General features: G+C 43.2%; 24 protein-coding genes and 1 riboswitch. Of the genes, 15 read left to right on the plus strand and 9 right to left on the minus strand.

Annotated elements, in window-relative coordinates:
* The first annotated feature begins 38 nt into the window (after positions 1–38).
* The 6 genes from AC25Y5_RS16345 (at position 39) to AC25Y5_RS16370 (ending at position 7238) form a co-directional block, all read left to right on the plus strand.
* Positions 39–1217 carry an HpcH/HpaI aldolase/citrate lyase family protein gene (locus AC25Y5_RS16345; RefSeq protein ID WP_488141223.1) on the plus strand — a complete coding sequence of 393 codons (1179 nt, stop codon included), beginning with the start codon at positions 39–41 and terminating at the stop codon, positions 1215–1217.
* Positions 1180–2556, plus strand: a complete 1377-nt coding sequence (locus AC25Y5_RS16350) for a phosphoribosyltransferase family protein (protein ID WP_488141224.1) — start codon at positions 1180–1182, stop codon at positions 2554–2556. Before AC25Y5_RS16345 ends, AC25Y5_RS16350 begins: the two co-directional genes overlap by 38 nt.
* A gap of 16 nt (positions 2557–2572) precedes the next feature.
* The gene (locus AC25Y5_RS16355) at positions 2573–3673 is read left to right on the plus strand and encodes a cysteine protease StiP family protein (protein WP_488141225.1); all 1101 of its coding nucleotides are present in this window, start codon (positions 2573–2575) and stop codon (positions 3671–3673) included.
* The gene (locus AC25Y5_RS16360) at positions 3670–4473 is read left to right on the plus strand and encodes an HAD family hydrolase (RefSeq protein ID WP_488141226.1); all 804 of its coding nucleotides are present in this window, start codon (positions 3670–3672) and stop codon (positions 4471–4473) included. The genes AC25Y5_RS16355 and AC25Y5_RS16360 overlap by 4 nt, the downstream gene beginning before the upstream one ends.
* A gap of 60 nt (positions 4474–4533) precedes the next feature.
* Positions 4534–6153: a YceG family protein gene (locus AC25Y5_RS16365; protein ID WP_488141227.1), complete on the plus strand. Its 1620-nt coding sequence runs from the start codon at positions 4534–4536 to the stop codon at positions 6151–6153.
* A 68-nt stretch (positions 6154–6221) separates the two neighbouring features.
* Positions 6222–7238 (plus strand): toxic anion resistance protein, encoded by a 1017-nt coding sequence (locus AC25Y5_RS16370; RefSeq protein ID WP_488141247.1) that lies wholly within the window; start codon positions 6222–6224, stop codon positions 7236–7238.
* A gap of 54 nt (positions 7239–7292) precedes the next feature.
* Here the strand turns inward: AC25Y5_RS16370 and AC25Y5_RS16375 are convergent, their stop codons facing one another.
* The 6 genes from AC25Y5_RS16375 to AC25Y5_RS16400 form a co-directional block, all read right to left on the minus strand.
* Positions 7293–8309 carry a ThiF family adenylyltransferase gene (locus tag AC25Y5_RS16375; protein WP_488141228.1) on the minus strand — a complete coding sequence of 339 codons (1017 nt, stop codon included), beginning with the start codon at positions 8307–8309 and terminating at the stop codon, positions 7293–7295.
* The gene (locus tag AC25Y5_RS16380; RefSeq protein ID WP_488141248.1) at positions 8306–9079 is read right to left on the minus strand and encodes a thiazole synthase; all 774 of its coding nucleotides are present in this window, start codon (positions 9077–9079) and stop codon (positions 8306–8308) included. Before AC25Y5_RS16380 ends, AC25Y5_RS16375 begins: the two co-directional genes overlap by 4 nt.
* Complete coding sequence (gene thiS / locus AC25Y5_RS16385) at positions 9076–9282, minus strand: sulfur carrier protein ThiS (RefSeq protein WP_482101516.1); 207 nt, start codon at positions 9280–9282, stop codon at positions 9076–9078. Before thiS ends, AC25Y5_RS16380 begins: the two co-directional genes overlap by 4 nt.
* On the minus strand, positions 9245–10345 hold the full coding sequence (gene thiO / locus AC25Y5_RS16390) for a glycine oxidase ThiO (protein ID WP_488141229.1): 1101 nt from the start codon (positions 10343–10345) through the stop codon (positions 9245–9247). Before thiO ends, thiS begins: the two co-directional genes overlap by 38 nt.
* Positions 10329–10931 (minus strand): thiamine phosphate synthase, encoded by a 603-nt coding sequence (locus tag AC25Y5_RS16395; RefSeq protein ID WP_488141230.1) that lies wholly within the window; start codon positions 10929–10931, stop codon positions 10329–10331. The genes thiO and AC25Y5_RS16395 overlap by 17 nt, the downstream gene beginning before the upstream one ends.
* A gap of 731 nt (positions 10932–11662) precedes the next feature.
* A riboswitch (TPP riboswitch) is annotated at positions 11663–11771 on the minus strand.
* 73 nt (positions 11772–11844) lie between these two features.
* Complete coding sequence (locus AC25Y5_RS16400) at positions 11845–12564, minus strand: YebC/PmpR family DNA-binding transcriptional regulator (RefSeq protein WP_488141231.1); 720 nt, start codon at positions 12562–12564, stop codon at positions 11845–11847.
* Between the two features lie 318 nt (positions 12565–12882).
* Between AC25Y5_RS16400 and AC25Y5_RS16405 the strand changes: the two genes are divergently transcribed.
* The 5 genes from AC25Y5_RS16405 (at position 12883) to AC25Y5_RS16425 (ending at position 16115) form a co-directional block, all read left to right on the plus strand.
* On the plus strand, positions 12883–13566 hold the full coding sequence (locus tag AC25Y5_RS16405) for a phosphoribosylaminoimidazolesuccinocarboxamide synthase (RefSeq protein WP_488141232.1): 684 nt from the start codon (positions 12883–12885) through the stop codon (positions 13564–13566).
* Between the two features lie 148 nt (positions 13567–13714).
* Positions 13715–14197, plus strand: coding sequence for an RrF2 family transcriptional regulator (locus AC25Y5_RS16410; protein ID WP_488141233.1), 483 nt, complete (start codon positions 13715–13717; stop codon positions 14195–14197).
* 24 nt (positions 14198–14221) lie between these two features.
* On the plus strand, positions 14222–14461 hold the full coding sequence (locus AC25Y5_RS16415; protein WP_488141234.1) for a DUF896 domain-containing protein: 240 nt from the start codon (positions 14222–14224) through the stop codon (positions 14459–14461).
* Positions 14458–15450 (plus strand): LLM class flavin-dependent oxidoreductase, encoded by a 993-nt coding sequence (locus AC25Y5_RS16420; protein WP_488141235.1) that lies wholly within the window; start codon positions 14458–14460, stop codon positions 15448–15450. Before AC25Y5_RS16415 ends, AC25Y5_RS16420 begins: the two co-directional genes overlap by 4 nt.
* A 110-nt stretch (positions 15451–15560) precedes the next feature.
* Positions 15561–16115 (plus strand): superoxide dismutase family protein, encoded by a 555-nt coding sequence (locus AC25Y5_RS16425; protein ID WP_488141236.1) that lies wholly within the window; start codon positions 15561–15563, stop codon positions 16113–16115.
* A 463-nt stretch (positions 16116–16578) separates the two neighbouring features.
* Here AC25Y5_RS16425 and AC25Y5_RS16430 read toward each other — a convergent pair whose 3' ends face one another.
* Together AC25Y5_RS16430 and AC25Y5_RS16435 are read right to left on the minus strand one after the other, a co-directional pair.
* Entirely contained in the window at positions 16579–17718 is a 1140-nt protein-coding gene (locus AC25Y5_RS16430) for a zinc-dependent alcohol dehydrogenase (RefSeq protein WP_488141237.1), read from the minus strand.
* Positions 17719–17789: 71 nt separating this feature from the next.
* A complete protein-coding gene (locus tag AC25Y5_RS16435; protein WP_488141238.1) occupies positions 17790–18917 on the minus strand; it encodes a CAP domain-containing protein in 1128 nt (375 codons plus the stop codon).
* Positions 18918–19092: 175 nt separating this feature from the next.
* On the opposite strand from AC25Y5_RS16435, the gene AC25Y5_RS16440 reads away from it, so the two are divergent.
* The 4 genes from AC25Y5_RS16440 (at position 19093) to AC25Y5_RS16455 (ending at position 21419) form a co-directional block, all read left to right on the plus strand.
* Positions 19093–19962, plus strand: coding sequence for a methyltransferase domain-containing protein (locus AC25Y5_RS16440; protein WP_488141239.1), 870 nt, complete (start codon positions 19093–19095; stop codon positions 19960–19962).
* Positions 19963–20091: 129 nt separating this feature from the next.
* The gene (locus AC25Y5_RS16445) at positions 20092–20745 is read left to right on the plus strand and encodes a pentapeptide repeat-containing protein (RefSeq protein WP_488141240.1); all 654 of its coding nucleotides are present in this window, start codon (positions 20092–20094) and stop codon (positions 20743–20745) included.
* A 42-nt stretch (positions 20746–20787) separates the two neighbouring features.
* The gene (locus AC25Y5_RS16450; RefSeq protein ID WP_488141241.1) at positions 20788–21264 is read left to right on the plus strand and encodes a hypothetical protein; all 477 of its coding nucleotides are present in this window, start codon (positions 20788–20790) and stop codon (positions 21262–21264) included.
* Positions 21261–21419 (plus strand): hypothetical protein, encoded by a 159-nt coding sequence (locus AC25Y5_RS16455; RefSeq protein WP_488141242.1) that lies wholly within the window; start codon positions 21261–21263, stop codon positions 21417–21419. Before AC25Y5_RS16450 ends, AC25Y5_RS16455 begins: the two co-directional genes overlap by 4 nt.
* Positions 21420–21466: 47 nt before the next feature.
* Here AC25Y5_RS16455 and AC25Y5_RS16460 read toward each other — a convergent pair whose 3' ends face one another.
* Entirely contained in the window at positions 21467–23593 is a 2127-nt protein-coding gene (locus AC25Y5_RS16460; protein WP_488141243.1) for an MMPL family transporter, read from the minus strand.
* Positions 23594–23655: the final 62 nt, after the last annotated feature.

Consider the following 23655-nt stretch of genomic DNA (forward strand, 5'->3'; position numbering starts at 1 on the left):
TTTTTCTTTACCCTAAATAAATAAGGTTGGTGCTCTAATTGAAGTATTTTAATGACTTAGCCGCTGTAAGCGTGGACGATTTATTCTATCGTCAGCCGGCGACGGTTACGAAGCATACCGATAAGCAACGGCTGTCATACAGTCTCGGTGCAATGTTGTATATGCCTGCAACAAGGTTGGATATTGCTGACCTCATTATTACGAACAAATTTAAAGAACTTGTCACAATAGCCATCTGTCTTGAAGATGCGATAGGGGATCATGAAGTCGAAGAGGCTGAGAATAAGCTGATCCTTCATATGCAAACGATTAGTGCTGCAATTCAGGACGGTCGACTTACTGAAGAAACAACTCCGCTTATTTTTGTCCGGGTGAGAAGTGTAAAACAGATGGTAGACATAGCGGGACGGCTCGGTGATTCACTTGAAGACCTTGTTGGCTTTGTGTTTCCTAAGTTTTCTTCAGAAAATGCGGAAGATTTCTTATCTGCGCTTCGTTTGCTGAATGAGCAAGCAAATACGGTTCTATATGGTATGCCAATTCTTGAGTCACCGAGTGTCCTTTACAAGGAGCGTCGATTGGAAGAGTTGTTAAAGTTAAAAGAGATAGTCGATCGATATGCTGATTTCATTCTGAATATCCGTATCGGGGCAACCGATTTATGTGGGCTTTATGGGTTGAGGAGGGATAGTGAGACGACTGTCTATGAGATTTCCATTGTCAACGAACTGATTACAGATATTGTTAACTTGTTTTCCAGACAACATGATGGATTCGTCGTATCAGGTCCTGTATGGGAACATTTTTCTTCAAATGGCCGCATCTTGAAACCGCAGTTACGTGCGACACCGTTTCAAGCCAACTTTGGTTCGGAAGGGCTTTTGCTCAGAAAAGAACTGATTCGAAAGGACTTTGACGGTTTAATTCAAGAAACCCTATTGGATAAAGCAAATGGTTTAGTTGGAAAAACCATCATTCATCCTACGCATCTCTTGCCTGTCCAAGCATTGTATGTCGTCACTAAGGAAGAGTATACAGATGCGCTTAGTATCTTTCAGCAGGCGACTGGTGAAAAAGGTGTTTTTAAAAGTGAATTTATGAACAAAATGAATGAGATTAAGCCCCACTTATACTGGGCACAAAAAGTATTGATTAAGTCTGATATATACGGGGTGTATAATGAAAACATCACATTCATCGATTTATTATCCGAATAAATACACGCATGAAGTGTGCGATTCCATGAAGGTACATGTACAAATCGAACAAAATCCATTCGGACTTCCGGCGGAAACGTTATATGAGATGGCCGCGCGAATTAATAAAAAACGATCTTTTTTGTTCGTCAGCAAAGTACTTGGAAAGCACATCCCTATCCCTCCTCAAGTGCCATTGATTGCGTCGGCATTACTGGCATCCATTTATTATGAAGGTAAGACAGCTAAGCAAATACCTGGAAAAGAACAGTTAATCGAAGCGATGAAGGATGGCTCTGCTAAGAATTTACAAACGGCCTATGAGATTGTACGGAAATTGCGCTTCCAACTCGATGAGCCAGTTATTTTCATCGGTTTTGCGGAAACGGCGACGGCCCTCGGTCATGGCGTTTTTGACTGTTTTTCAGACTCTGTCTACATTCATTCGACAAGGGAAATGCTTGTCGATCAAGACGTGACCCTCTACTTTGAAGAAGAACATTCACACGCTACAGACCAGCGTTGCTATGCCCCAGAGCAGTCTTTGAAAAATGATCAACCAATTTGTCTAGTGGACGATGAGATTACAACAGGTAATACAGCTTTGAATATCATTGCATCCATTCAAAAGCGTTTTCCACGTAAGGAATATACGATATTATCCCTTCTGGATTGGCGGAGTGAAGAAGATCAGCAGCGTTTAAAGGAATTTGAGAAGTTGCATGGCATTCGCATCACGACGTATGCGTTAATGACGGGAACAATTCAAGTCGAAGGAACACCTGTTTTAACTGAGAGTACAGATGTTGTTGGTGAGTCGCATAGTGGAACACCAAATTTTGAGCGAATCAATCTACAGCCATTGTCCGTTCCTCTTCCTCACATTATGCATTCATCAATGGATTCCTCTGGATTTAAAATCGGACCCTATTATTCAGCACTGACTGGAAGGTTCGGTATTTCATCGAGCAACAAACAGGAAATTGAGGACTATTGTCAAAGTGCAGGAGAGTATTTGAAAAGACACAGAACAGGAAAAAGGACGCTATGTCTTGGTACAGGTGAATTCATGCATATTCCTATGAAAACCGCTGTTTACATGGGCGAGGGTGTAACTTATCATTCAACGACGAGGAGCCCGATTTACCCGATAGACCGGGAAGGCTATCCGATAAAAAACCGGTTGGCTTTCGAAAGTCCTGAGGATCCAGCAGTTATGAACTATGCGTATAATGTGTCCGGCATGGAATACGATGAAGTGTTCTTGTTTTTTGAACGTCCAATGGATGACGAAAGACTTGAACCGATGTTGCGTCAGTTCAAAGGAATACCTGTAATCCATGTCGTAGACTTCACTTGAAAGGTGTGAGTAGAAGATGCAGATACTGACGGGGAGTTATTCATCTGAAGATGTCGTTTTTCTATTGAAAGATCTTTCAGATGTAAGTCTAGAAAGAAGTCTGGATGAACGAGAAAAGGCTATTCAAGGTGGAGTTCATTATTCAGAAATGTTACCAGTTGAATATGAACCGACAGCAGCTTATTTAGATCTGTTTTACGAGTCACTTCAAGCTTCAAAACGACAAGTGGCTTCAGAAGTCGGTACAATTTCGGAACTACTTGTTGAGAAAAAGGGTAAGGAACTTGTTCTTGTTTCCCTTGCAAGGGCCGGGACGCCAATTGGCATTCTGATGAAGCGGTATATACAGATGAAATACAAAGTGGATTTACCTCATTATTGCGTGTCAATCATCCGTGGGCGCGGCATCGATGAAAATGCGTTGCTCTCTATTACAAATTGCCATCCGGATAAGCAAATTGTTTTTGTCGACGGGTGGACCGGTAAAGGCGCTATTTCCAAAGAGTTGACACGGTCTGTGGAAGCGTTCAAAGAAAAACATGGCGTCACGCTTGATGATGAACTTGTCGTCTTGGCAGATCCGGGTCACTGTTCCTCGCTATATGGGACGCGGGAAGATTATCTAATCCCAAGTGCTTGTTTGAATTCTACGGTGTCTGGTTTAATTAGTAGAACGGTACTGAACAGTCATTGGATTGGTGAGACGGATTTTCATGGAGCGAAAGTCTATTCGGAACTTCGTGATAAAGATGTATCGAATTATTATATTGATGAGATCACAGCGGAATTTGCAACAGTAGGGAAGTTAATCGAAGCGACTAAAGCAGCTTTGCAGAACACAGACATGACCCCGACGTGGCTAGGGCTAGAAACGGTCACATCGATTCAAAAGCACTTTGGAATTGAAGATATGAACCTTATCAAACCTGGCGTTGGAGAGACGACACGTGTCCTTTTACGGCGCTTGCCGTGGAAGATTTTAGTGAAGGATTTGAACGACTCTCGGCTCAAACACATTTTCCAATTAGCAAAAGAAAGGGATGTTCCCGTGGAGGTTTATGAACAGATGACTTATACTTGTTGTGGACTTATCAAACCCTTGGAGAAAAAATTATGATGTTTGCAAGTGATTTAGACGGGACGCTTATTTATTCGAACCGGCGCCTCGACAGGAATCCTGTGAGTGTACCTGTTCGATGTGTCGAAGTATATAATGGAAAAGAAGTTTCCTTTATGACGGAAAAGGCGATTACACTCCTACGCGAACTGTCTGAGGAAATGATGTTTGTTCCTGTAACGACAAGAACTGCTGAGCAGTATAATCGAATCTCGCTATTTCGTGAAGAAATCCGTCCTACATATGCGATTACAAGTAATGGCGCAGTAGTGCTAAAGGATGGAAATATAGATTTGCAATGGCAGGACTATGTCGGTGCTAAAATAGATGGAAGTATGGCTTCTGTGGAAGATGTAAAGCGGAAGATAGAAGAGACTCCGGGAGCTTCACAGACGGAAATGATTCACGTGGTAGATCGTTTTTTTGTATACATGATTATCAAACCGCCGCTCTCTCCTGAACGCATCAAGGATTTATCACAGTGGGCAGCTGAGTATGGTTGGATCTTTTCTGTTCAAGGCAGAAAGGTTTACTTCATTCCATCATTTATCAATAAATGGGATGCGGTAAACTATGTCGCGGAGAAAGAAGGAAAGAAGACGGTCTTTACAGCGGGCGATTCCAATCTTGACGTCTGTTTAATTGAACAGGCTAAATTCGGTTTAATACCACGGCACGGGGAAGCGGCAGTTAATTTTGGTCATCTTGGACTGACACAAAAATCAGGAGTTTTGGCATCGGAGGAAATCATTGAAACAATTCTTTCGAAGCGGTTCCAATCTATCCCTGAAATCCGTTGACGACATCGGACTAAGCCCCTTCCATTGACGCATAAAAATAGGTGATTGGGGGGAGTGAAGATGATAAGGAAACTGGTACTTGAGAAGGTTGAGCATTCTAATTGGGCGACCGAACTGAGTAAGTCGATACCCGACCGCCCTGATTATAAAGTTGAAAAAGACAGTGTACAATACAGTCAAATAGCTGCGCGTATTGTCGGATCAGGGTTCGATGAAACAGAGTATATGATTGAATTATACACAGCGAGCCAAGCAAATGGCGTGCATGTATTATCTGAAACACTCGATAAAACAATGCCGTCGGAACGCTTTCAAGCAATCCAACGCATTTATGATTTAATTCAGGAAAAACCGAATCTATCGATCAACCGGTTTGTCGCCTTTTTGGATGGTGCGCAACTACTCCCGAAATACGGGAAAGATCATGATTTCAACAGGTTAATCCGCTCTGCGCTTATCGACGTTTTCGAACGATTTAAAGAAAATCATTCAGGTGCATTTCAGCATCCTGAATTTCGACGCGTTTTCCTCGATATTATCAAATGGACGTGGAACCACATCGATCCATGGGTGAAGGGAACCCCGATTGAAAAGGATGTCCCACATATTATCTGGTACGGGGATATGAGCAAAAGTCAGATGTATTTTCTGTTTTATATAATTTTATTGGGGATGGATGTTGTCATACTTCATCCTGAAGGAAAAGACGATTTTAAAGAGATTGATCCGGAAAACAAATGGTCTGTTTTTACAGCATACCCGACAACGATGACGATCCAGCCTTTCCCACAAGAAGAGCCGAAACGGCAAGGGACTGTCGCATATCGTGCTTCGAAAGAAATTGATCACGTGCTTCACCACGAAGGGTCCGCCTATTATAAGCCGTGGCAGTTCCGCAATTATCTCCCCATGTCAGTCACATTGAAAACAACATACGATGAGATTTTCCTATTGGCGAAGGAAAAGGCCTTTATAAGACCTAACTTCTCGGCCAGCGGGAACGAAGTAAAGATTCCGTCGATATTCGCGAAGATTTCGGGCGTTTCTACAAACCGCAAAGAGTATTGGGATAAAATGCATAACCTCACAAGCCAACCAAATTGCATGATAGTGAAAAAATTCCCTTTCATGCAGGAAAAAAATGCGAATAACCAATATCATTACCAGCATGCACTTGGCAAAGATGGTCGTTTAAGTCCGGAACTAATGATGAAGAGCAACTGGTGGCAATATGGTTACCTTCATGATGGCGTTCAACTAGGACTGGCGGCAGCAATTGCGCGTATGTGTGCCAATCCTAAATTGAAGGCACTCGCAGGGGAAAGTCAGGAACAAGTGTCTCTCTACTTATTCACCCAGGCCATAAACCTTTCGGAAGAACTGCCCAATCTATTACAAACGTTTGATTATGCGCAGGAAATCCCGAAAATAGTTTTATATAATAATGAAATTAACGGCGTATTATCAAGAGCGGATGCAGCATTATTAATACTAGTAAATGAGTTTGGACTTGATATTATATTATACAATCCGCCTGGTCACAATGATTTAGAGCACTTTATCGAGAAAGCGTATTTTGACCATCATTTGCTGGAAGATATGGTGTTCGATTTACACTATCAGGAGAGTAAAAAGGATTTTTCAATTGTAAGCGGTTTTTTAAATCGATTTTTTAAATGAAGGGATTGATTGTCATCGAAGAAACGAAAAATTATGAAGTAGAAGTATTGACGGAAAACAAAGCAGAAATGATGCGCCTGGAGTTAAGGCAGGATCCAGAAGTGCAGAATTTAGTCCGGTCAATCGATACGAGAAATCAGAATGCATTATTAGAATTCGGGAAAGAACCGGCTGTTGAAATATCTACCTTTGCTGACCGTATATTGGCTTCTATGCGTTCGTCAAGTGTAACTGATTCAGGTGAAATGTTGAGAAAACTTGGAAAAACGATGGATAAATTCGATAAAAATGACTTTGACGAGCCAAAAGGTTTTATGGGGAAGTTTTTCAAACGTGGGGATAAGTTAATTGAAAAAGTGTTTGGCAAATACCAATCGCTCGGTAAGGAAATTGAAGGAATAAACATCGAAATTTCAAAGTATAAGGACGAGATGATTCGTTCAACGACAAATATGGATGAGATGTATGACCAAAACTATAACTATTACATGGCACTTGAAAAGTATGTTGTAGCTGGGCAGATTAAATCCGAAGAGTTGCGGGCGCTCGTTCCGGCCCTTGAACAAAGATCAGCTGGCGGTGATCAGTTAGCGCAGATGGAATTGGATACTATGAATAATGCGATTCAGGCACTTGAAGAGCGAGTGTACGATCTTGAAATGGCGAGAATGGTCGCACTGCAGACAGCTCCTCAACTCCGAGTCCTACAACGTGGTAATACGAAACTGATCGGGAAGATCAATTCGGCATTCATTACAACGATTCCAATATTCAAAAATGGTATCATTCAGGCAGTTTCTGCAAAACGACAAAAGCTAGTAGCAGATTCCATGGCTGAACTCGATAAAAGGACAAATGAAATGTTACTGAAAAACTCGCAGAATATTGCTAGACAAAGTGTGGATATCGCCCGTACTGCAGGGGGACCTAGTATTAAAATCGAAACGATTGAAGAAAGCTGGAGCACAATCGTAAAAGGGCTTGAGGAAACGAGAGCCATTGAAGATGAAAACAAACGTACAAGGGAAGACGGCATGAAGAGAATAGCTCAGTTGCAGGATAGCATGAAAAATTTTGGTAAGTGAACAAAGGAGAATCCACATACTATGGATTCTCCCCTTTTTTGTTTAGTAGAACAATTAACCGAGCAATCCTGCAGCAATCTTCTTCGCTATCACAACGTCTTTCGTTCCGTGGACGAGCATGCGGCCATCACGGAACAGAACGATGCGGTGCCCGTTGTATTCACAGGCAACGAGATGCGGATTGTGGATTAACTTCGTGACGGTTCCTTGGATAGAACCGGCAAAAGATACAAGCTCAAACTTTCTGCTTTCTGGCCAAGTTAGCTGGACAGTATCACGTCCGCATAATACTGCGGTTTTCATTGATTCACGGGCGGAAAGGAAGGGATATACGGCATTTTCTGAACAGCTTGGACAGCCTGCTTTCTTCATACTCGCAACCCCCATTGAAGCGCGATCACCGGTCCATAAATCAGCAGATTCGAGCTTCGGCTCAAACGGTGTTCCCGTTATATACTTCAATAAGTCTGCAACTTGTCGGGCGGCGGTTGTTACGACAATCGGGCTGATAACGCCGACCGTATCGCACGTCAATGTCTGGGAAGGCAATGTTTCCAGTAGACAATGCAGACAAGGCTGATGTTCTTTTACCCCAATCGGGAACGTCAGTCCATAACTGCCAACACAGGCGCCCATGAAAAAAGGGATCCCGAGTTTCAGCGCTGCATCGTTTGCCAGCAATCTAGTCTCAATATTGTCTGTCGCGTCCAAAATGACATCATGTCCGTCCATCAAGTCAAAGACGTTTTTAGGGGTCACATCGGCAACGATTCCCGTCACGAAGACATCGCTATTAATCGCTTTCAATCGCTTCTCCGCTGCAATGGCTTTCGGCAATTGTTCAACGACGTCCTGCTCGGTATACAGTTGTTGACGGTGAAGATTCGTCCATTCGATGATATCCCGGTCGACGATTGTTATTCGCCCGACGCCAGCACGGACGAGCATCTCGGCTCCGGACGAACCAAGTGCACCCGCCCCTAATATGAAAATACTTGCAGCTCGGATCCGTTTTTGCCCCTCTACACCAATCGGAGCGAACAACTCCTGGCGCGAATATCTTTCACTCAATTGGTTACAAGTCCTTCCGTGGGACTGCTTGCAACCGCGTAATCCCGCTCTGGCATACGTCCAGCTTCATAACCAAGCCTTCCCGCTTCTATCGCCAGTTTCATCGCAAGGGCCATTTTGACAGGGTCCCCAGCTTCAGAAACCGCCGTGTTCAATAAAACCCCATCCGCGCCAAGCTCCATTGCATATGCCGCATCTTTCGGCGAACCGATTCCGGCATCGATAATAACGGGTACATTGGATTGTTCAATGATGAAGGATAAGTTGAGTGGGTTTAAAATCCCGCGACCTGATCCAATCGGCGAAGCGCCTGGCATAATTGCATGGACGCCCATTTCGCATAATTTGCGGGCGAGCACAACGTCATCCGACGTGTATGGCAGGACGATGAAACCTTCAGCCAACAGCATTTCCGTCGCGCGTAGCGTTTCAACAGGATCGGGTAGCAAAGACCGGTCACAGCCGATAATTTCAACTTTCACCATATCGCAAAGTCCCGACGCTTTCGCTAATTTCGCGATGCGTACAGCTTCTTCTGCTGTTTTAGCCCCGGCCGTGTTTGGCAACAATGTATATTTCGACAAGTCGAGTTGCTCCAAGAAATTCGGCTGTGACGGTTCAAATATATTCATGCGCCTCACTGCAAACGTCAGAATTTCCGATTCCGACACACGCACTGCCTCTTTTTGTACATCAAATGACGGATATTTTCCTGTCCCTAAAAGTAGTCTTGAGTTAAATGTTTTATTACCGATTGTCAGCATAATTATCCTCCTCCTACAAAGTGAATGATTTCAATTTGATCCCGGTCGTTGATAGGCAAGTCATAGGCATCTTTCGCGAGAATATCCCTGTTCAGTTCGACGATGACAATGCGTTCCGCAAGTTCTAGGTGACGTAGCAGTTCCTCTATATTTCTAACCTCTGCCGGAATCTCATACCGGTTGCCGTTGAGTTCGATTGTTCGTTCCATGAAAAATCCCCCTTTTCGGATTGAATGCATCCATTCGCTCCGTGTTTATTTCATTTCCGACGATCATATCGCAAATCATACTGGCGGTAGCGGGTGCCAATAAAATACCATTTCTGAAATGACCTGCCGCGATATACATATTTTCTTTCCCGGGAACCTGTCCGATATATGGCAAATCATCAACTGTTTTCGGACGCATGCCTGCCCATCTAGCCAGGACAGGAAGTCGGGAAAGGCCGGGTATAAAACCTTCGGCAATGTCTTTTAGTGCCAGGTTTCCGGCATACGTCGTCTGCAAATCAAATTCATCTTGTTCCATCGTCGCCCCGACGACAAGTGTTCCATCCGGGCGGGGTACAATGTAACAGCCTTTATGGAAAAGTGTATAAGGCAATTGCATACCCATCGCATCGAGCTGCATGCATTGTCCTTTCACTGTCGTTATTTGAAGTTCGGGAATGATCTTTGCACTCGCTGCTCCGCCTGCAATGACGACTTGTTTTGCGGTAATCATGGATGAACCACTTCTTATCTGATAAGCGTTATGCAAATCTTTAATGCTATTCACATAAAAATGCTCTGAAACAACCGCTCCCAATTTTTTAGCTGCTTTACAAAATGCGAGGCAAGCCTTTTCCGGATGAACATGGACATCATCTTCAAATAGATAAGCACCGAAAGTAGGGGGGGCGACATTTGGAATACGTTTGCAAACCTGCTCGGCTGAAAGATAGGCGGCATCATTCCAGCGAGATAAGGCAATCCGTTCTTCATCCGAACGGGCAAGTTGGAGAATACCGCCGGTCGTATAGCCGATATCGTCTCCAAAATCATTGTGGAATTTCTTATACAGTGCTTGGCTATCACGCGCGAATGAATAAAACATATCATTCAGGTATTCAGAGTGTGCACCGAGCATGCCTCCCGCTGCTCGGGTAGTACCTTGCGCAATTTCATTCTGTTCGAGAAGGTGTACGGACAAGCCTTCTTTCGCTAAGTAATAAGCGATGCTACAACCGATAATACCGCCACCAATAATTGCTACATCAACGTTTTGAGGCATAGCTTGCCTCCTGGTAAGCAATTGCTGCAACTTCGGGATTATCACTTCCGAAAATCGACGACATCACCGCAACGCCTGAAACTCCGCCTTGGTTCAATTGTAAAAGATGATGCGGTTGAATACCGCCGATTGCATAGACCGGAATCGGAAGTGAAGCAGTCATTTGAAAAAGTTCGATTGTTCCGCGCGGAATCAAACCTTCTTTTGAACCCGTTTTGAACAAATGACCATATAAAAGCCAATCAGCACCGGCTTCATATGCGGCTTTTGCTTCCGCCAGTGAATGGACGGATTTGCCGAATGAAAGGTCAGGGAAGTCAGCTTTGGCGGTTGATAGTGGCATATGTCCGGGGAGCTGCACTTTTTTTAGCCCCATATTCGATGCGATTTCCATAGAACTGTGGACGATGATTTTAGTGTTGTCGAATCCATTGAATGTTAATTGTTGAATCAAATCAATCACTTCCGAATTCGATTTGGACTTTTCACGTAAGATGACAGCGTCGATAGCCGATTCGATTTTTAATAGTGTATTGACCAATTGCGTATTATCCATCCGGTCATTTGTTACGGCAATCACTTTCATCAAATTCCTCCTTTTTGAAAGATATATACGAGTGCAATAAAGAATCCCATTTAATCCGCTTTGGAGTACGGATTATATATCGCTTGGCGCTCTGGGGATGCCTCTCGCCATGAGCCTGGATAAGCGCTTCGCATTCAGTCTCAGGGCTTCGGCTACCCCTTTGCCGCGCCTTCGCTAGAGTGTTCCATTATTGAAAGGGATTTTGAGATGTATAGACTAGGATTATAATGTGATTACTATTTGATACTAACTTCATTGAAGAAAGACGCACTATAGGATGCAGGTCTAATCCCCAATAATGAAGTGTGCTTTCTAAAATAGACCATCCAGCGAAGGCGCGTCTTCGTGGTAGCCGGAGCGATAAGACTGAAAGCGGGCTTCTTTTTAGCTTATCGGAGGCCACTGAAAAAGTTCTTTATTATAATAAGAACTAGTTGATTGTAGTGGAGAGCGGCGACTCCAGCGGGAATAGCGCGAGCGGAAGACCCCACAGGAACGCAGTGACGAGGAGGCTGAAGCCGTGCCCGCGGAAAGCGTCCGCTCGGAACGGAAATCAACGGGATTGAAGGAAATCGGACTTTTTCAGTGCCCTCGGAGGCATCCACAAAGAGCGCCACGTCGCCGGATTGACTTATGCCTGTCGGGGCTAGACGGCGCCTTGCGCTTTTCATACAAAAAAACCACTTTCCTGGTATGGAAAGTGGTTTGTCATCGGCATTTGAATGCACTGAAAAGAAGACACGCCACTTCCCTACGCAGGTTCAAACCTGTTCAGGTGATAAGGGTAGCGGAGTGGAACTCGTTTCTCAGTCCTTTTAAAGGATTCCCCTAATGGTCGAATATGTTATGAAATTGTCAATCTAAGAGTAGCATAGCATGACACTTGAACGAATGAAAGAGCGAATATTTACAATTAGTCATCTAGGTGGACGTTATGATGCACTTGTTGAACATCTTCCAGATCATCCAGTGTATCAATCATTTTTTCGAATTGTACTTGTGCTTCTGGGGAAAGAGTCAAGTCATTTTGTGCAAGCATTGTTATTTCCGCAACGGTAAACTCTGTAATACCGGTGCTTTTAAGAGCTTCCTGCACAGCATGGAATTGGTCGGGAGCCGCATAAATGATGACGGATTCATCTTCTTCCAAAATATCACGCACTTCGACATCGGCATCCATTAACAGTTCGAGAATGTCGTCCGCCGATTTACCTTCAAGTCCGATAACGGCTGTCGCTTCGAACATATAGGCAACGGATCCGCTAACGCCCATATTGCCGCCATTTTTACCGAAAGCAGCACGCACTTCCGATGCGGTGCGGTTGACGTTGTTTGTCAGTGTGTCGACAATAACCATCGAGCCATTTGGTCCGAACCCTTCATAACGAAGCTCGTCAAAGTTTTCTTCTGAACCGCCTTTAGCTTTTTCAATCGCGCGGTCGATAATCGCTTTTGGGACACTATATGTTTTTGCGCGTTCTACTACAAACTTAAGCGCTTGATTCAATTCAGGGTCAGGCTCGCCTTGCTTAGCCACTACATAGATTTCACGCCCGAACTTCGCGTAAATACGGCTTGTATCTGCATCTCTTGACGCTTTCTTTTCTTTAATATTATTCCATTTACGACCCATATAGTTCCACTCACTTTCGAATGTGCATAGATTTACTAGAATAAGTATACAACAAATAGGGATATATAGACGAGTGGGAATTTTAAAAAGTGGGCTGTATGGGGAGGAAACTTTGCAGGCAGTCGATCAGTTACCAGAAACCGTTGAACAGTATTCACGATTAGGCCAGCAAAAGTGCATCCATGTCTATGGCACGAGGCGTTTGATGGGATGAAACCCTGACCTATCTCACGATAATAAAAAAATTATTGTTTCTTATTGTAAAAGTGACTTATACTAATGATGGAACTACATTTTCTTATGGAAGGAAACGTGGACATGAAACTTATTTATAAAGGGAAAACCAAAGATGTATACGAATTGGATGGCAGCAATGTCCTGCTGAAATTTAAAGATGATGTTACTGGAGAAGACGGAGTTTTTGATCCAGGCGCTAACACAGTTGGGTTGACCATTGAAGGTGCGGGTCAATCCGGGCTGCGTATGACGAAATTCTTTTTTGAGAAAATGGCTGAGAAAGGCATTCCGACACATTACGTCGATGCCGATATCGATGAAGTGACTCTGACGGTTAGATCTGCCAAGGTTTTCGGTAAAGGTCTTGAAGTCATTTGCAGATATCGTGCAGTCGGAAGTTTCTTACGCAGATACGGCGCGTATTGCGAAGAAGGACAGCCTTTGGACGCATTCGTTGAAGTAACGCTCAAAGATGATGATCGCAACGATCCGCCCATTAACAAAGATGCACTCGCGCAACTTGGATTATTGACAGCGGAGGAATATATTACACTGGAGGCCTTGACGAAAGAAATTTCAGACGTAGTCAAAGCTGAGCTCGCAGTGAAAGGTCTGGATCTGTACGACATTAAACTTGAATTCGGACGCGACAGTGAAACAGGCAACATCATGCTGATTGACGAAATTTCAGGCGGCAACATGCGTGTTTACAAGGACGGTATTTATATCACACCGATGGATCTAGAAAAACTAATACTCGCGTAAATGAAAAACCGCTGACAACTCCATGGTAATGGGCTGTCAGCGGTTTTTTTGTGAAATCAAATAAGTGTACTTTATGAGTACTGTAAGATAAAGTTTGATAAAGAGGATAATAGATATCTACATTAGTTTAATAAAAGAGGCGAACTTTATGCAAATGAAAACTGGCGTTGAGCAATCTGTTTATGCGATTCTGATGTTAAATATGCTGCCGGATAGGGCAGTCCTACCAGGAGAAGCGATTAGTCAGCAACTGGGAACCTCACCAACATATTTTCAAAAAATGTTGAGAAAACTGGTCAGTGCAGACTTGATTACCTCCGTGCCGGGTGTAAAAGGCGGTTTCAAATTAAAGAAAAAGCCTGAAGAGATTCGAGTATATGATATTTATCTAGCTATTGAAGGGCAGCAATCCTTGTATTCTGCGAGCGGTATCCTTGACGACATGCTTGATTTGGAAAAAGAAGATAGATGCTGTTTGTTAACGGATTTAATGGAAGAGGCTGAATCGGTTTGGAGATCTGTACTGAAGCGTGAAACAATCGCATCCCTGTCAGAGGGAATTCAGACAGAGCGCTTTCAACAGAACGTGGATTCACTACAAGAATTGATTCGCGAAAAAATGGTCTTGTAAGAGCAAGGAAAAGAGGGAGATAAAATGATTAAAGGTTTAAATCGCATTAATGAGCTAGCTAAAAAACAACGCGAAGAAGGTTTGACAAATGCTGAAATGGTCGAACAAACAGTATTGCAACAAGACTATTTACGAGAAATTCGTGGTCAAGTTCTCAACACCGTTTCAAGCATTACTGTAATCGATCCACTTGGAGAGGACGTTACACCTGAAAAGATTCGTCAACAAAGAAAAAGAGATGGAGAAGGGACGATAAAGATATGAGATTAAGCATACTCGATCAAGCTCCTATAACGAGCGGTAATACTGCTCCTGGTGCTTTGAAAAATGCAGAAGAGCTGGCAATCTTGGCAGATGAATTAGGCTATCACCGCATGTGGATGGCAGAACACCATGGCACAAAAGCATTTGCAAGCTCAGCACCTGAAGTAACGGCAGCTCATTTGGCCGCTAAAACGAAAAAAATTCGTATCGGTACAGGTGGTGTGATGATGATGCATTACTCACCGTTGAAACTCGCCGAAGTATATAAAACACTAAGTGCTCTTTCACCAGGAAGGATTGACTTTGGTGTCGGTCGTGCGGCTGGAGGCGATAACCATTCTATCTATGCGTTATCCGAAGGGCGCCAGCCGATGGTCAACGATATGTATGAAAAGTTTGAGACAGCACTGCAATTGATCAACGATGAAGTGCCTGAAAATAACTTATACAATAAAACAATTGCAACGCCCTCTCACGTTGTTTTACCGGAAGCTTGGCTACTTGGTTCGAGTGGCAATAGTGCCGTTCAGGCAGGACGAATGGGCGTAGGGTATTCATTTGCACAATTTTTCAATGGCGGCATGACGAAAGAAATTTTGGATGCTTATAAAAATAACTTTGAGCCATCGGTATTCCTGGAGAAACCAGAAATCAATGTATCCTATATGGTAACGGTAGCTGAAACGAAAGAAGAAGCGGAGTTCGAAGCAGTCCCTCAGGACATTTCACGCTTAATGCTGAGGAAGGGTCGCTTGGGTCAGGCATTAACGCCTGAAGCAGCTCAAGATTATCCGTTAACTGAAATGGACCGTATGACGATTAAAGAAAATCGCAAAATTCATTTAGTAGGAACCGCAAAAGAAATAGCACTGCGATTGCAGGAAGAGCAAGAAACTTACGGATTTGATGAAGCAATGATTTGCAGCATTCCCCACTCTCAAGAGAAGCGTTTAAATGTATATCGTTTACTGGCGAGAGAACTATTTTAAGTATGATGAGCGCTGTTGATTCCAAAGTTGGAGTCAACGGCGTTTTAATATGTATAAAATTTCAACTGGAAGCCATCCTCCTTAAGAAGAGATAATAGGGAGGAATCGTATTGAAACGAAAATTAGGAATATCCTTAATGCTGTGTGCTTTAGTAGTTGTAGGTGGCTGCGGTGGAGGTGGTTCGAAATTACAAGTCAGTGGAGAGGTCGTCCAATCGTTGAAAGCACCAATTCTAGATACACAAGGTAAAGAAATTGGTGAAGCCACCTTTGTTGAAGGAGATGGCGGTGTGACGATCAATATTCAGGCAGAGGGGCTGTCTCCCGGCATGCACGGCATCCATATACATGAAACAGCGGTATGTACTACGCCTGATTTTAAATCGGCTGGAGCTCACTTTAATCCAGAGGAAAAAGAACACGGATTTGATAATCCAAAAGGGTTTCATCTAGGTGATTTACCAAACCTCGAAGTCGATGCGCAAGGTAAAGCGATCGCCGAAGTGACATCAGCCTTTGTAACATTAAAGCCTGATTTAGATAATACCCTTCTAGATAGCGATGGCAGTGCGCTTGTCATCCATGAAAAAGCAGATGACTACAAAACGGATCCAGCGGGTAATTCAGGTGACCGAATTGCTTGTGCTGCGATTGGGAAGAAATAAGGTAAGGAGTGAGGGGCGTTGAATTCAAGGCGATACGACAAAACAGTCATGTAACTCCCCATGCCTGTTGATTAACCAAAAGTAACCAGAAAAAACATGGTCAAACATTGAGGAATACGTGTAGTGTTGTCTTTGGAGCGCTTTGAATGGAACAACTTCTATACCATTATCGAGACGTTTTGATTAGTAGGGATGCGACTTCGTCGCATCCCTACTAATCTTTTCGGTAATCTTATGGTGGTTGTCCATCCGTCGCTCTCCAAAGACACAATTACAAGAAGTTCCGAAGCTTTTTGGGACGAAAGAATAGCTTGCTTCTGACCTGGAGAGAAGCGGCTAAAGATATAATTCTAGCCACACTTGCCCCCCGGAAAAACTTTCGTGATTAATTCGTCGAAAGTGGGACGGAAATAGTCCAGTGAAAATACCGGTTTTCAAGCCTTTCTCGCTAGCGTTTTTAATATTAAGGTTTTAATATAACTTTTATGCACTCATCTTCGTGGTCGTGGAAATGTTGATAAGCGATGGGGGCTTCTTCAAGTGGAACCACATGGGAAATAATTTCTGTTGGATCGAATTCACCTTTTGTGATTTTATCAAACAGCATTGGCATGTAATGAATGACCGGGGCTTGTCCCATTTTTAGCGTGATGTTGCGCTCAAAGAGCTTGCCTAGGGGAAACATATTATAAAGAGAACCGTAAACGCCTGTCAGTTGGATGGTCCCGAATTTACGGACAGCGCTCTGTGCTATATTGACCGCACTTAATGTGCCACCTTGAAGCTTCAGTTTCTGCCCGGCTTTTTCGAACATATTCTTTTTACCATCCATTCCTACGCAGTCTATGACAATATCGACTCCGCCGCGAGTGATCTCTTTAATATGACCGCCAATGGAATCGAAGTCCTCAAAATTTAGTGCCTCGACCTTATTCATTTTAACCGCGTGGTTCAGGCGGTACGGCACGTGGTCAATTGCTATTACACGTTTGGCACCTTTCATCCATGCAAATTTCTGAACCATTAGGCCGACTGGACCGCACCCAAGGACGGCGACAGTATCTCCTTTTTTAACCCCTGCATTTTCTACACTCCAATAAGCGGTTGGCAAGACATCCGACATGAAAAGAAGTGCTTCGTCGGGGAGTTCACACGTTTCAGGAATGACGAAAGGGGTGAAGTTGCCGTACGGCACACGTAAATACTCAGCCTGTCCCCCGGGGTAGTTGCCGTAACGTTCTGTAAATCCGAGATATCCGCCCGTGTCTACATGTGGATTGGTGTTCGAATTGTCACACTGGCTTTCCATTTCATGATCACAATAAAAACATTGACCACATGCCAAGTTGAACGGAATAACGACTCGGTCTCCTTTTTTTACTTTAGTCACATTTGGACCGACCTCCTCAACGATGCCCATTGGTTCATGACCAATCACATAATCCTTATGCGTTGGCATTGCGCCCAAATAGATGTGCAGGTCTGAACCGCAAATTGCTGTGGAAGTCACTTTGACAATAATATCATCGGGTTTTTCGATATTAGGGTCATCTACTTTTTTCACTTTAATGTCTTTTGGACCTTGGTAAGTAACGGCTTTCATTGGATTTTCCCTCCTAGTTGTTACTAGTCTATCCAATTCCCTAAATTTGACTCACAAATTCTAATAGGTGTTTATTTAAGCAAGAAGTTTTCTGTGTAATAAGGTTGCAGTTTATCATTGAACGAAACACCCGTACCAAGATGGCTGTAGGTGTCGAGCAGAATGTTTTCGCGATGACCGGCTGAATTCATGAGACCTTCATGTGCAAAGATGCTGCTGGATTGACCGTAAGCAAGATTTTCACCTGCTCCACGGAATTTGACGCCGTCGTCTTCCATCCTGTCAAACGGGGACTTGCCTTGTTTGTTATCGTGACTGAAATAATTATTAACTGCCATATCGGCACTATGTTTGCGTGCTGTTATCGCTACGCTAGGCTCCCATTCTAGAATGCTCAGGCCATGACGGACGCGCGCTGCATTTGTCAAATCAAATAGCTGTTGCTCAAAACCATCACGCAAATCTGAATCACCTCTGGCATAGATTGCGCTTTTTTTATCTTCCAATGAATCAGCGATTAGCTGGATGGCTGTTACTTTTGAATTCTGATGCAGGTCATAAAAAACATATGTGTAGATATCGCCTGATTTAAAGACATCAAACCCATCGCTTTCCTGGAGAACGTAAATAGATAAGCCTTTACGAATTTCTTTGATAGGCTCACCAAGTGTTTCGCGAACGGTGGATTTAAGGGAACCGTATTTAATGCCGGCGACTGATGAAATTAAATCATCATTCGTATAAATGGCATTCACTTTACGCTTTTCATCAAATGAAACCATAACGAAATTTTGATAGTTGTCGTGATAAGTGAACCATTCGGTACCGTATTCATTCGTGGATTGAATTTTTGGCTGACCCAGTTCATCCGCGACGATCTTTTCTGTGCTCCCGAGTTCAATGTTATGGATGGATAGGCGTGTTTTCTCCGGTTTAGCCAGGACAGGTTTTTTAACTGCAACAGCAGTTTCTTCTACTTGGGCAGTTTTAGAAGTTACAAGACTGACAGCTTTATTTATCGTTTCGCTAATTTGCTGAACTGCAGTATCCAGTGATTCTTTCGTTAAAAGGGTTCCAATCTTTTCGTCAACAGGATCCAGAAAAGAGATATCAACATATTGTGAGACTGGTTCTTCCCAGTAAGGTTTTGTGAAGTATAGTGCATTCAAGAAAAGAATGAAAAGGAATAATCGTTTCATGGAATCGCCTCCTATCTGCTATTGTAACCCCCAACAGTGGGTTGAATACAGCGATAACCTATTTGAATAATGAACGATTTGGTAGCGATAGGCAAAATTCACTCCATTTCCAGTCCCCGCAAAATAGCGGTATACTGTTAGTGTTAGTACAACAGATGATCGGAGTTTTAATCGTATGACTATATCAAGAAAAATGATAAATGCACAAGTAATGGAAGCCAATTCCCAGTTGTTCAGATGCCCCATCTGCTCATCTGGTATGAGTATGGTGGACAATGCGCGTCTTGTCTGCACAGATAGCCATTCATTTGACCTGTCAAAAAACGGCTATGTCAATCTGGCTCCACAAGCCCATATAACAAAGTATGACAAATCGCTATTTGAAGCAAGAAAAACGGTAATGAGCAGCGGGTTTTTTAAACCAGTTCTTGATTTTATGATAAATACGGTAATTACACATATCGAGGGACGGAATCGACCTAACATTCTCGATGCAGGATGCGGTGAAGGTACACACTTATCGACGATACTATCGCAATTGCCAAACCATACAACTGGCGTGGGCATTGATCTTGCAAAAGAGGGAATCGCGGCTGCAGCCAAAGAGTATCCGGGGGCTGTCTGGAGTGTTGCGGATCTTGCAAATTGTCCTTTTAACGACGAGCGATTCGACGTTATTTTGAATATTTTATCGCCAGCCAATTACGCGGAGTTTACGCGTCTGTTGAAGCCTGATGGACTATTTATAAAGGCGGTACCCGAAAGTGGTTATTTACAAGAGCTGCGATCTGTTTTTTATGAGAATGAAGAACGCAAAGAAGAAACAGATGCAGTCGCTCGCTTCGCGGAACATTTCGAATCGGTCACTACCGAGCGGATTACCTATTTATTTCCGCTAAAGTCTGGCTTATTGGCGCCACTCATTCGCATGACACCACTTACATGGGGTGCAAGTGTTGCTAAAGTCGAGGAAGCACTTAAAATGGATATAAAGAGCATTACAATCGATTTCACAGTCATTACAGGCGTGAAAAGGGCTAAGTAAAGAAAGGGACGAAAAATATGTTTGGTGGAATTAGCAGTGTTCCAAGCTGGTTTTATATACTTGCGATCGCGGTCATCATTTTAATTATTTTATTTACAGAATGGAAGACTCGCTAAAGGGGGATCTATGTTGACTAAAAAGAAAGCAAGTAAACGACAGAAACCGAAAATGTCAGTGACCCACAAGGCTATGCGGGTGGAAGAGATTCTGGACAATGAAGGATATGTTGAAAAAGTTCGAATTGATGGCGGCTTCATGACTGGTGCGGAAGGGGAGCGATTGACTTTCGATGACGTTGTCTTCAAAGATGTATCGTTTGCAGGAAGCGACCTATCAGGTGCGGAATTCGTTGACGTTGTATTTGACACATGTGATTTTTCCAATATCAATTTTCAAAGTGCCATGTTTCACAGATGTGAAGTGGTCAATTCGAAATTGACGGGTGCAGATTTTGCGAATGCCAAAGTGGGTCATACGTTATTTAAGGAATGCGATGGCCGCTACATTAACTTCAGTTTCTCTGGCATGAAGGAAGTCGAGTTTGTGGAATGTAATTTAACGGATGGCGATATTTATGAAAGTTCATTTAACAATGTACAATTTAAGATATGCAAGTTGGATAATATCAATTTCACTGAAACAGATTTGAATGGTGTTGATTTGTCAGACAGTACATATGACCGTATTGAAGTTACATTGCCGAAAATTGCCGGCTGTATTGTCTCAAAAGATCAGGCAATCGGTTTTGCACGTGTGCTTGGGTTATCCGTGAAAGAAGAATAATGGTATACTAAACGAAATCAGAGTGGAAAAGAGTGAACAAATATGCTGACATTTGAAGAGAAACAACAGATTTTCGAAACAATTCCCGAACTAACACGCAAAGACGTGTCAATGAAACGGGTCAACTATCATTACGAGGAAAGCTTGTACGAAAAAACAGTCGTTGTTCAACATCTTCATCCGAACGGCAACGGTTTTGTCTACGTAGCTGGAATTCCAGGTTATGATGCGGATGAACGCGGTCTCGTCAATATACGTGAAGCATCAGAAGCGGAACTGCGCAAAATAATTGCAGATTCGATTAAAGCATTATCCGAAGGAGCACCTGAACCGCAAGCTATTGTACAAAAGTTTGTCAACGATGAGGGTGAAGAGCTAATCCTTATGGAAGAGCAAGGTTTCTGGAATTTATATCACGGCTTGAATCTGGAAGAAAGTTTCGGTGATTATAACGAAGCAGACGTTTATTTGATTGAAGAGGAATTCACAAGAGTCGAAGACGAGGATGATGCTCGATGAAAGGCAAAACCCTCGTCATCGGCCTTGTGCTATTCATCATAATTGGCATTGCGTTAATTTATATCACAATGACAATAACTATGAACAACATTGAAAATGGGATGGCGCCGATTGTGAATATCGTTGAGTTATTAACTGGATCTGGAAAAGTATAATTGGAAAAGCGCATCAGGAATTATGATCCTGATGCGCTTTTTGCTGTCTAGTTTTCAGGTTTATGAGGACCTTTTCTGAAAGGGAGCCACCAGTTCCATTTGCCAAACAGTTTCATCAGGCTAGGAACAAGAAGTAGACGGATAATTGTAGCGTCAATAGCGACTGCAATAGCGATACCGACGCCAATTTGTTTCACAGGTAAAACATCCGTAAAGGCGAATGCCCCCGTCAAAACAATCATTATCAGTGCGGCTGAGGTAATAATTTTACTAGTTGTCGCAAGTCCTTCAACCGTTGCGTGGTCGTTATCCAACGTCTTCGCATATTCTTCTTGCATCCGTGAAATTAGGAACACTTCATAGTCCATGCTCAGTCCAAAGACGAGGCTGAAGACGATGACAGGTATAATAAGCGCAATCGTGCCTGCTTCCAGTCCAAAATGTCCATACTGGAATATATAAACGAGAATACCGAACGTTGCGGACAATCCGACGATGTTCATAAGAATCGCTTTAATGGGTATTAAAATGGATTTGAAGGCAATCATCAGGATGAAGAAAGTTGAGACAATGATCACTAATAAAACATACAAAATTTTATCCGCGATTTCATCGAAGATTTCCTGATTGAACTTAGGGTGTCCACCGATTGATAAATTCCAATCTGTTACTTTTTCAGACCAACTACGCGCCCATTCCTGAGCTGCTTTGGAACTGCCATTGGCAAGAAGGGTTACTGGAATCATGAGTTGTGTATCTTTAACGAATGTGTCAACTAAAGGGGAAAGCCTCGCAGCCAGATCTGGTACTGTCATCGCTTGCTCCCATTGTTCTACGGAATCGATGTCACTGGCGGTGAAGAGTGTATTAACTTCATCCACCAAAGAGTCATTTGAAAGTTCGGTTTCAAGTGCCTTCATTGACTGAAGTCCTTCTGTATCTTCCCAGCCGCGAGTACGCTCTGCAATTACATAAACAGAAGACTGGTCACCAAGACCGAACGTTTCGTCCATCAGCTCAAAGGCTTGGCGTGTATCATACGACTCTGGCAATGATTCGATTTGCGGAATAGTTAAATCCATATTCTTTACTGGAATCATTGCAATTCCGAGTAAAACAAATGCAATAATTGTGATTGTAACGGGACGCTTGATAACTGCATTGGCAAATTTGCGCCAGCCGTTCGCTTCAGCAGGCTTTTCTTTCAACAGCTGCCATTTGTTAATCCGGTCACCGAGAACGATGAGTACGGAAGGTAGCAATGTTACAGAGGCAAAAACAGCCATTGCGACGACAATCATTCCGCCTATTGCGATGTTTTGGAAAAGATCGACACGAATTAGCAGCATTGCACCAAGCCCGATGAATACACAAAATGCGGAGAAGATAACCGATCTCCCGGCCGTTTGGATCGTTGTGCCAATTGCTTCATGTACGTCGCTCTTCTTGCGCTCTTCACGATATCTACTGATGAACAGCAAAGCGAAATCAATACTGAGTGCAAGACCAAGCATTGGAATGATATTCAGGACAAAAATGGATAAATCCATTTTACTACCGAGAATTGTCAATACTCCAAATGAGGAGATGACCGTCACGATACCGATTAGTAACGGTACGAATGAAGCCACGACAGTCCCGAATGCGAATAGGAGGATAATGATTGCAATCGGTAACCCAATTGCTTCTGCTGTCATGAGGTCACGTTGGCTTGCTGTGTTGATGTCTTTGGAAATTGCTGAAGCACCAGTTAGTGTAATCCCTTTTTCATTACCTACTGCGTCGCGGATGTCCGTAACGATGGCGGACATATCTTCTGCTTCATTATCAAAATGTAGAAGTGCGTAAGAAACGCCATCTTTGTACTGATTGTCGTTCTCCAAAGGGGAAGCGATTTCTGACGTGACGTTAAGTTTATCTATTTTATCGAGAGTTGACTTTACTTTGTCATTTTGGACGTCGTTGAAAACGAGAAACATCGTTTCGGCGGGCAACCCAAAATCCTCCGACACAATATCCATAACATCAGCATGCTCGCCGTCCATACGGAAGCCATCTCCTTCAAGGAGACCTGGCAACTTAATTGCGAAAAATGCCATGACGAGGAAAATCGCAATCCACGCATAGATAATATATTTATGTGTACTTGTTACAAAGCGCGCTAGTGTACACATCAAACCAATCCTTTCCATCTATCTTTATTCAGCAGAAGACTCTCACCTCCATAGGTGGGAGA

This window comes from Sporosarcina sp. Y1011, from assembly GCF_057669885.1.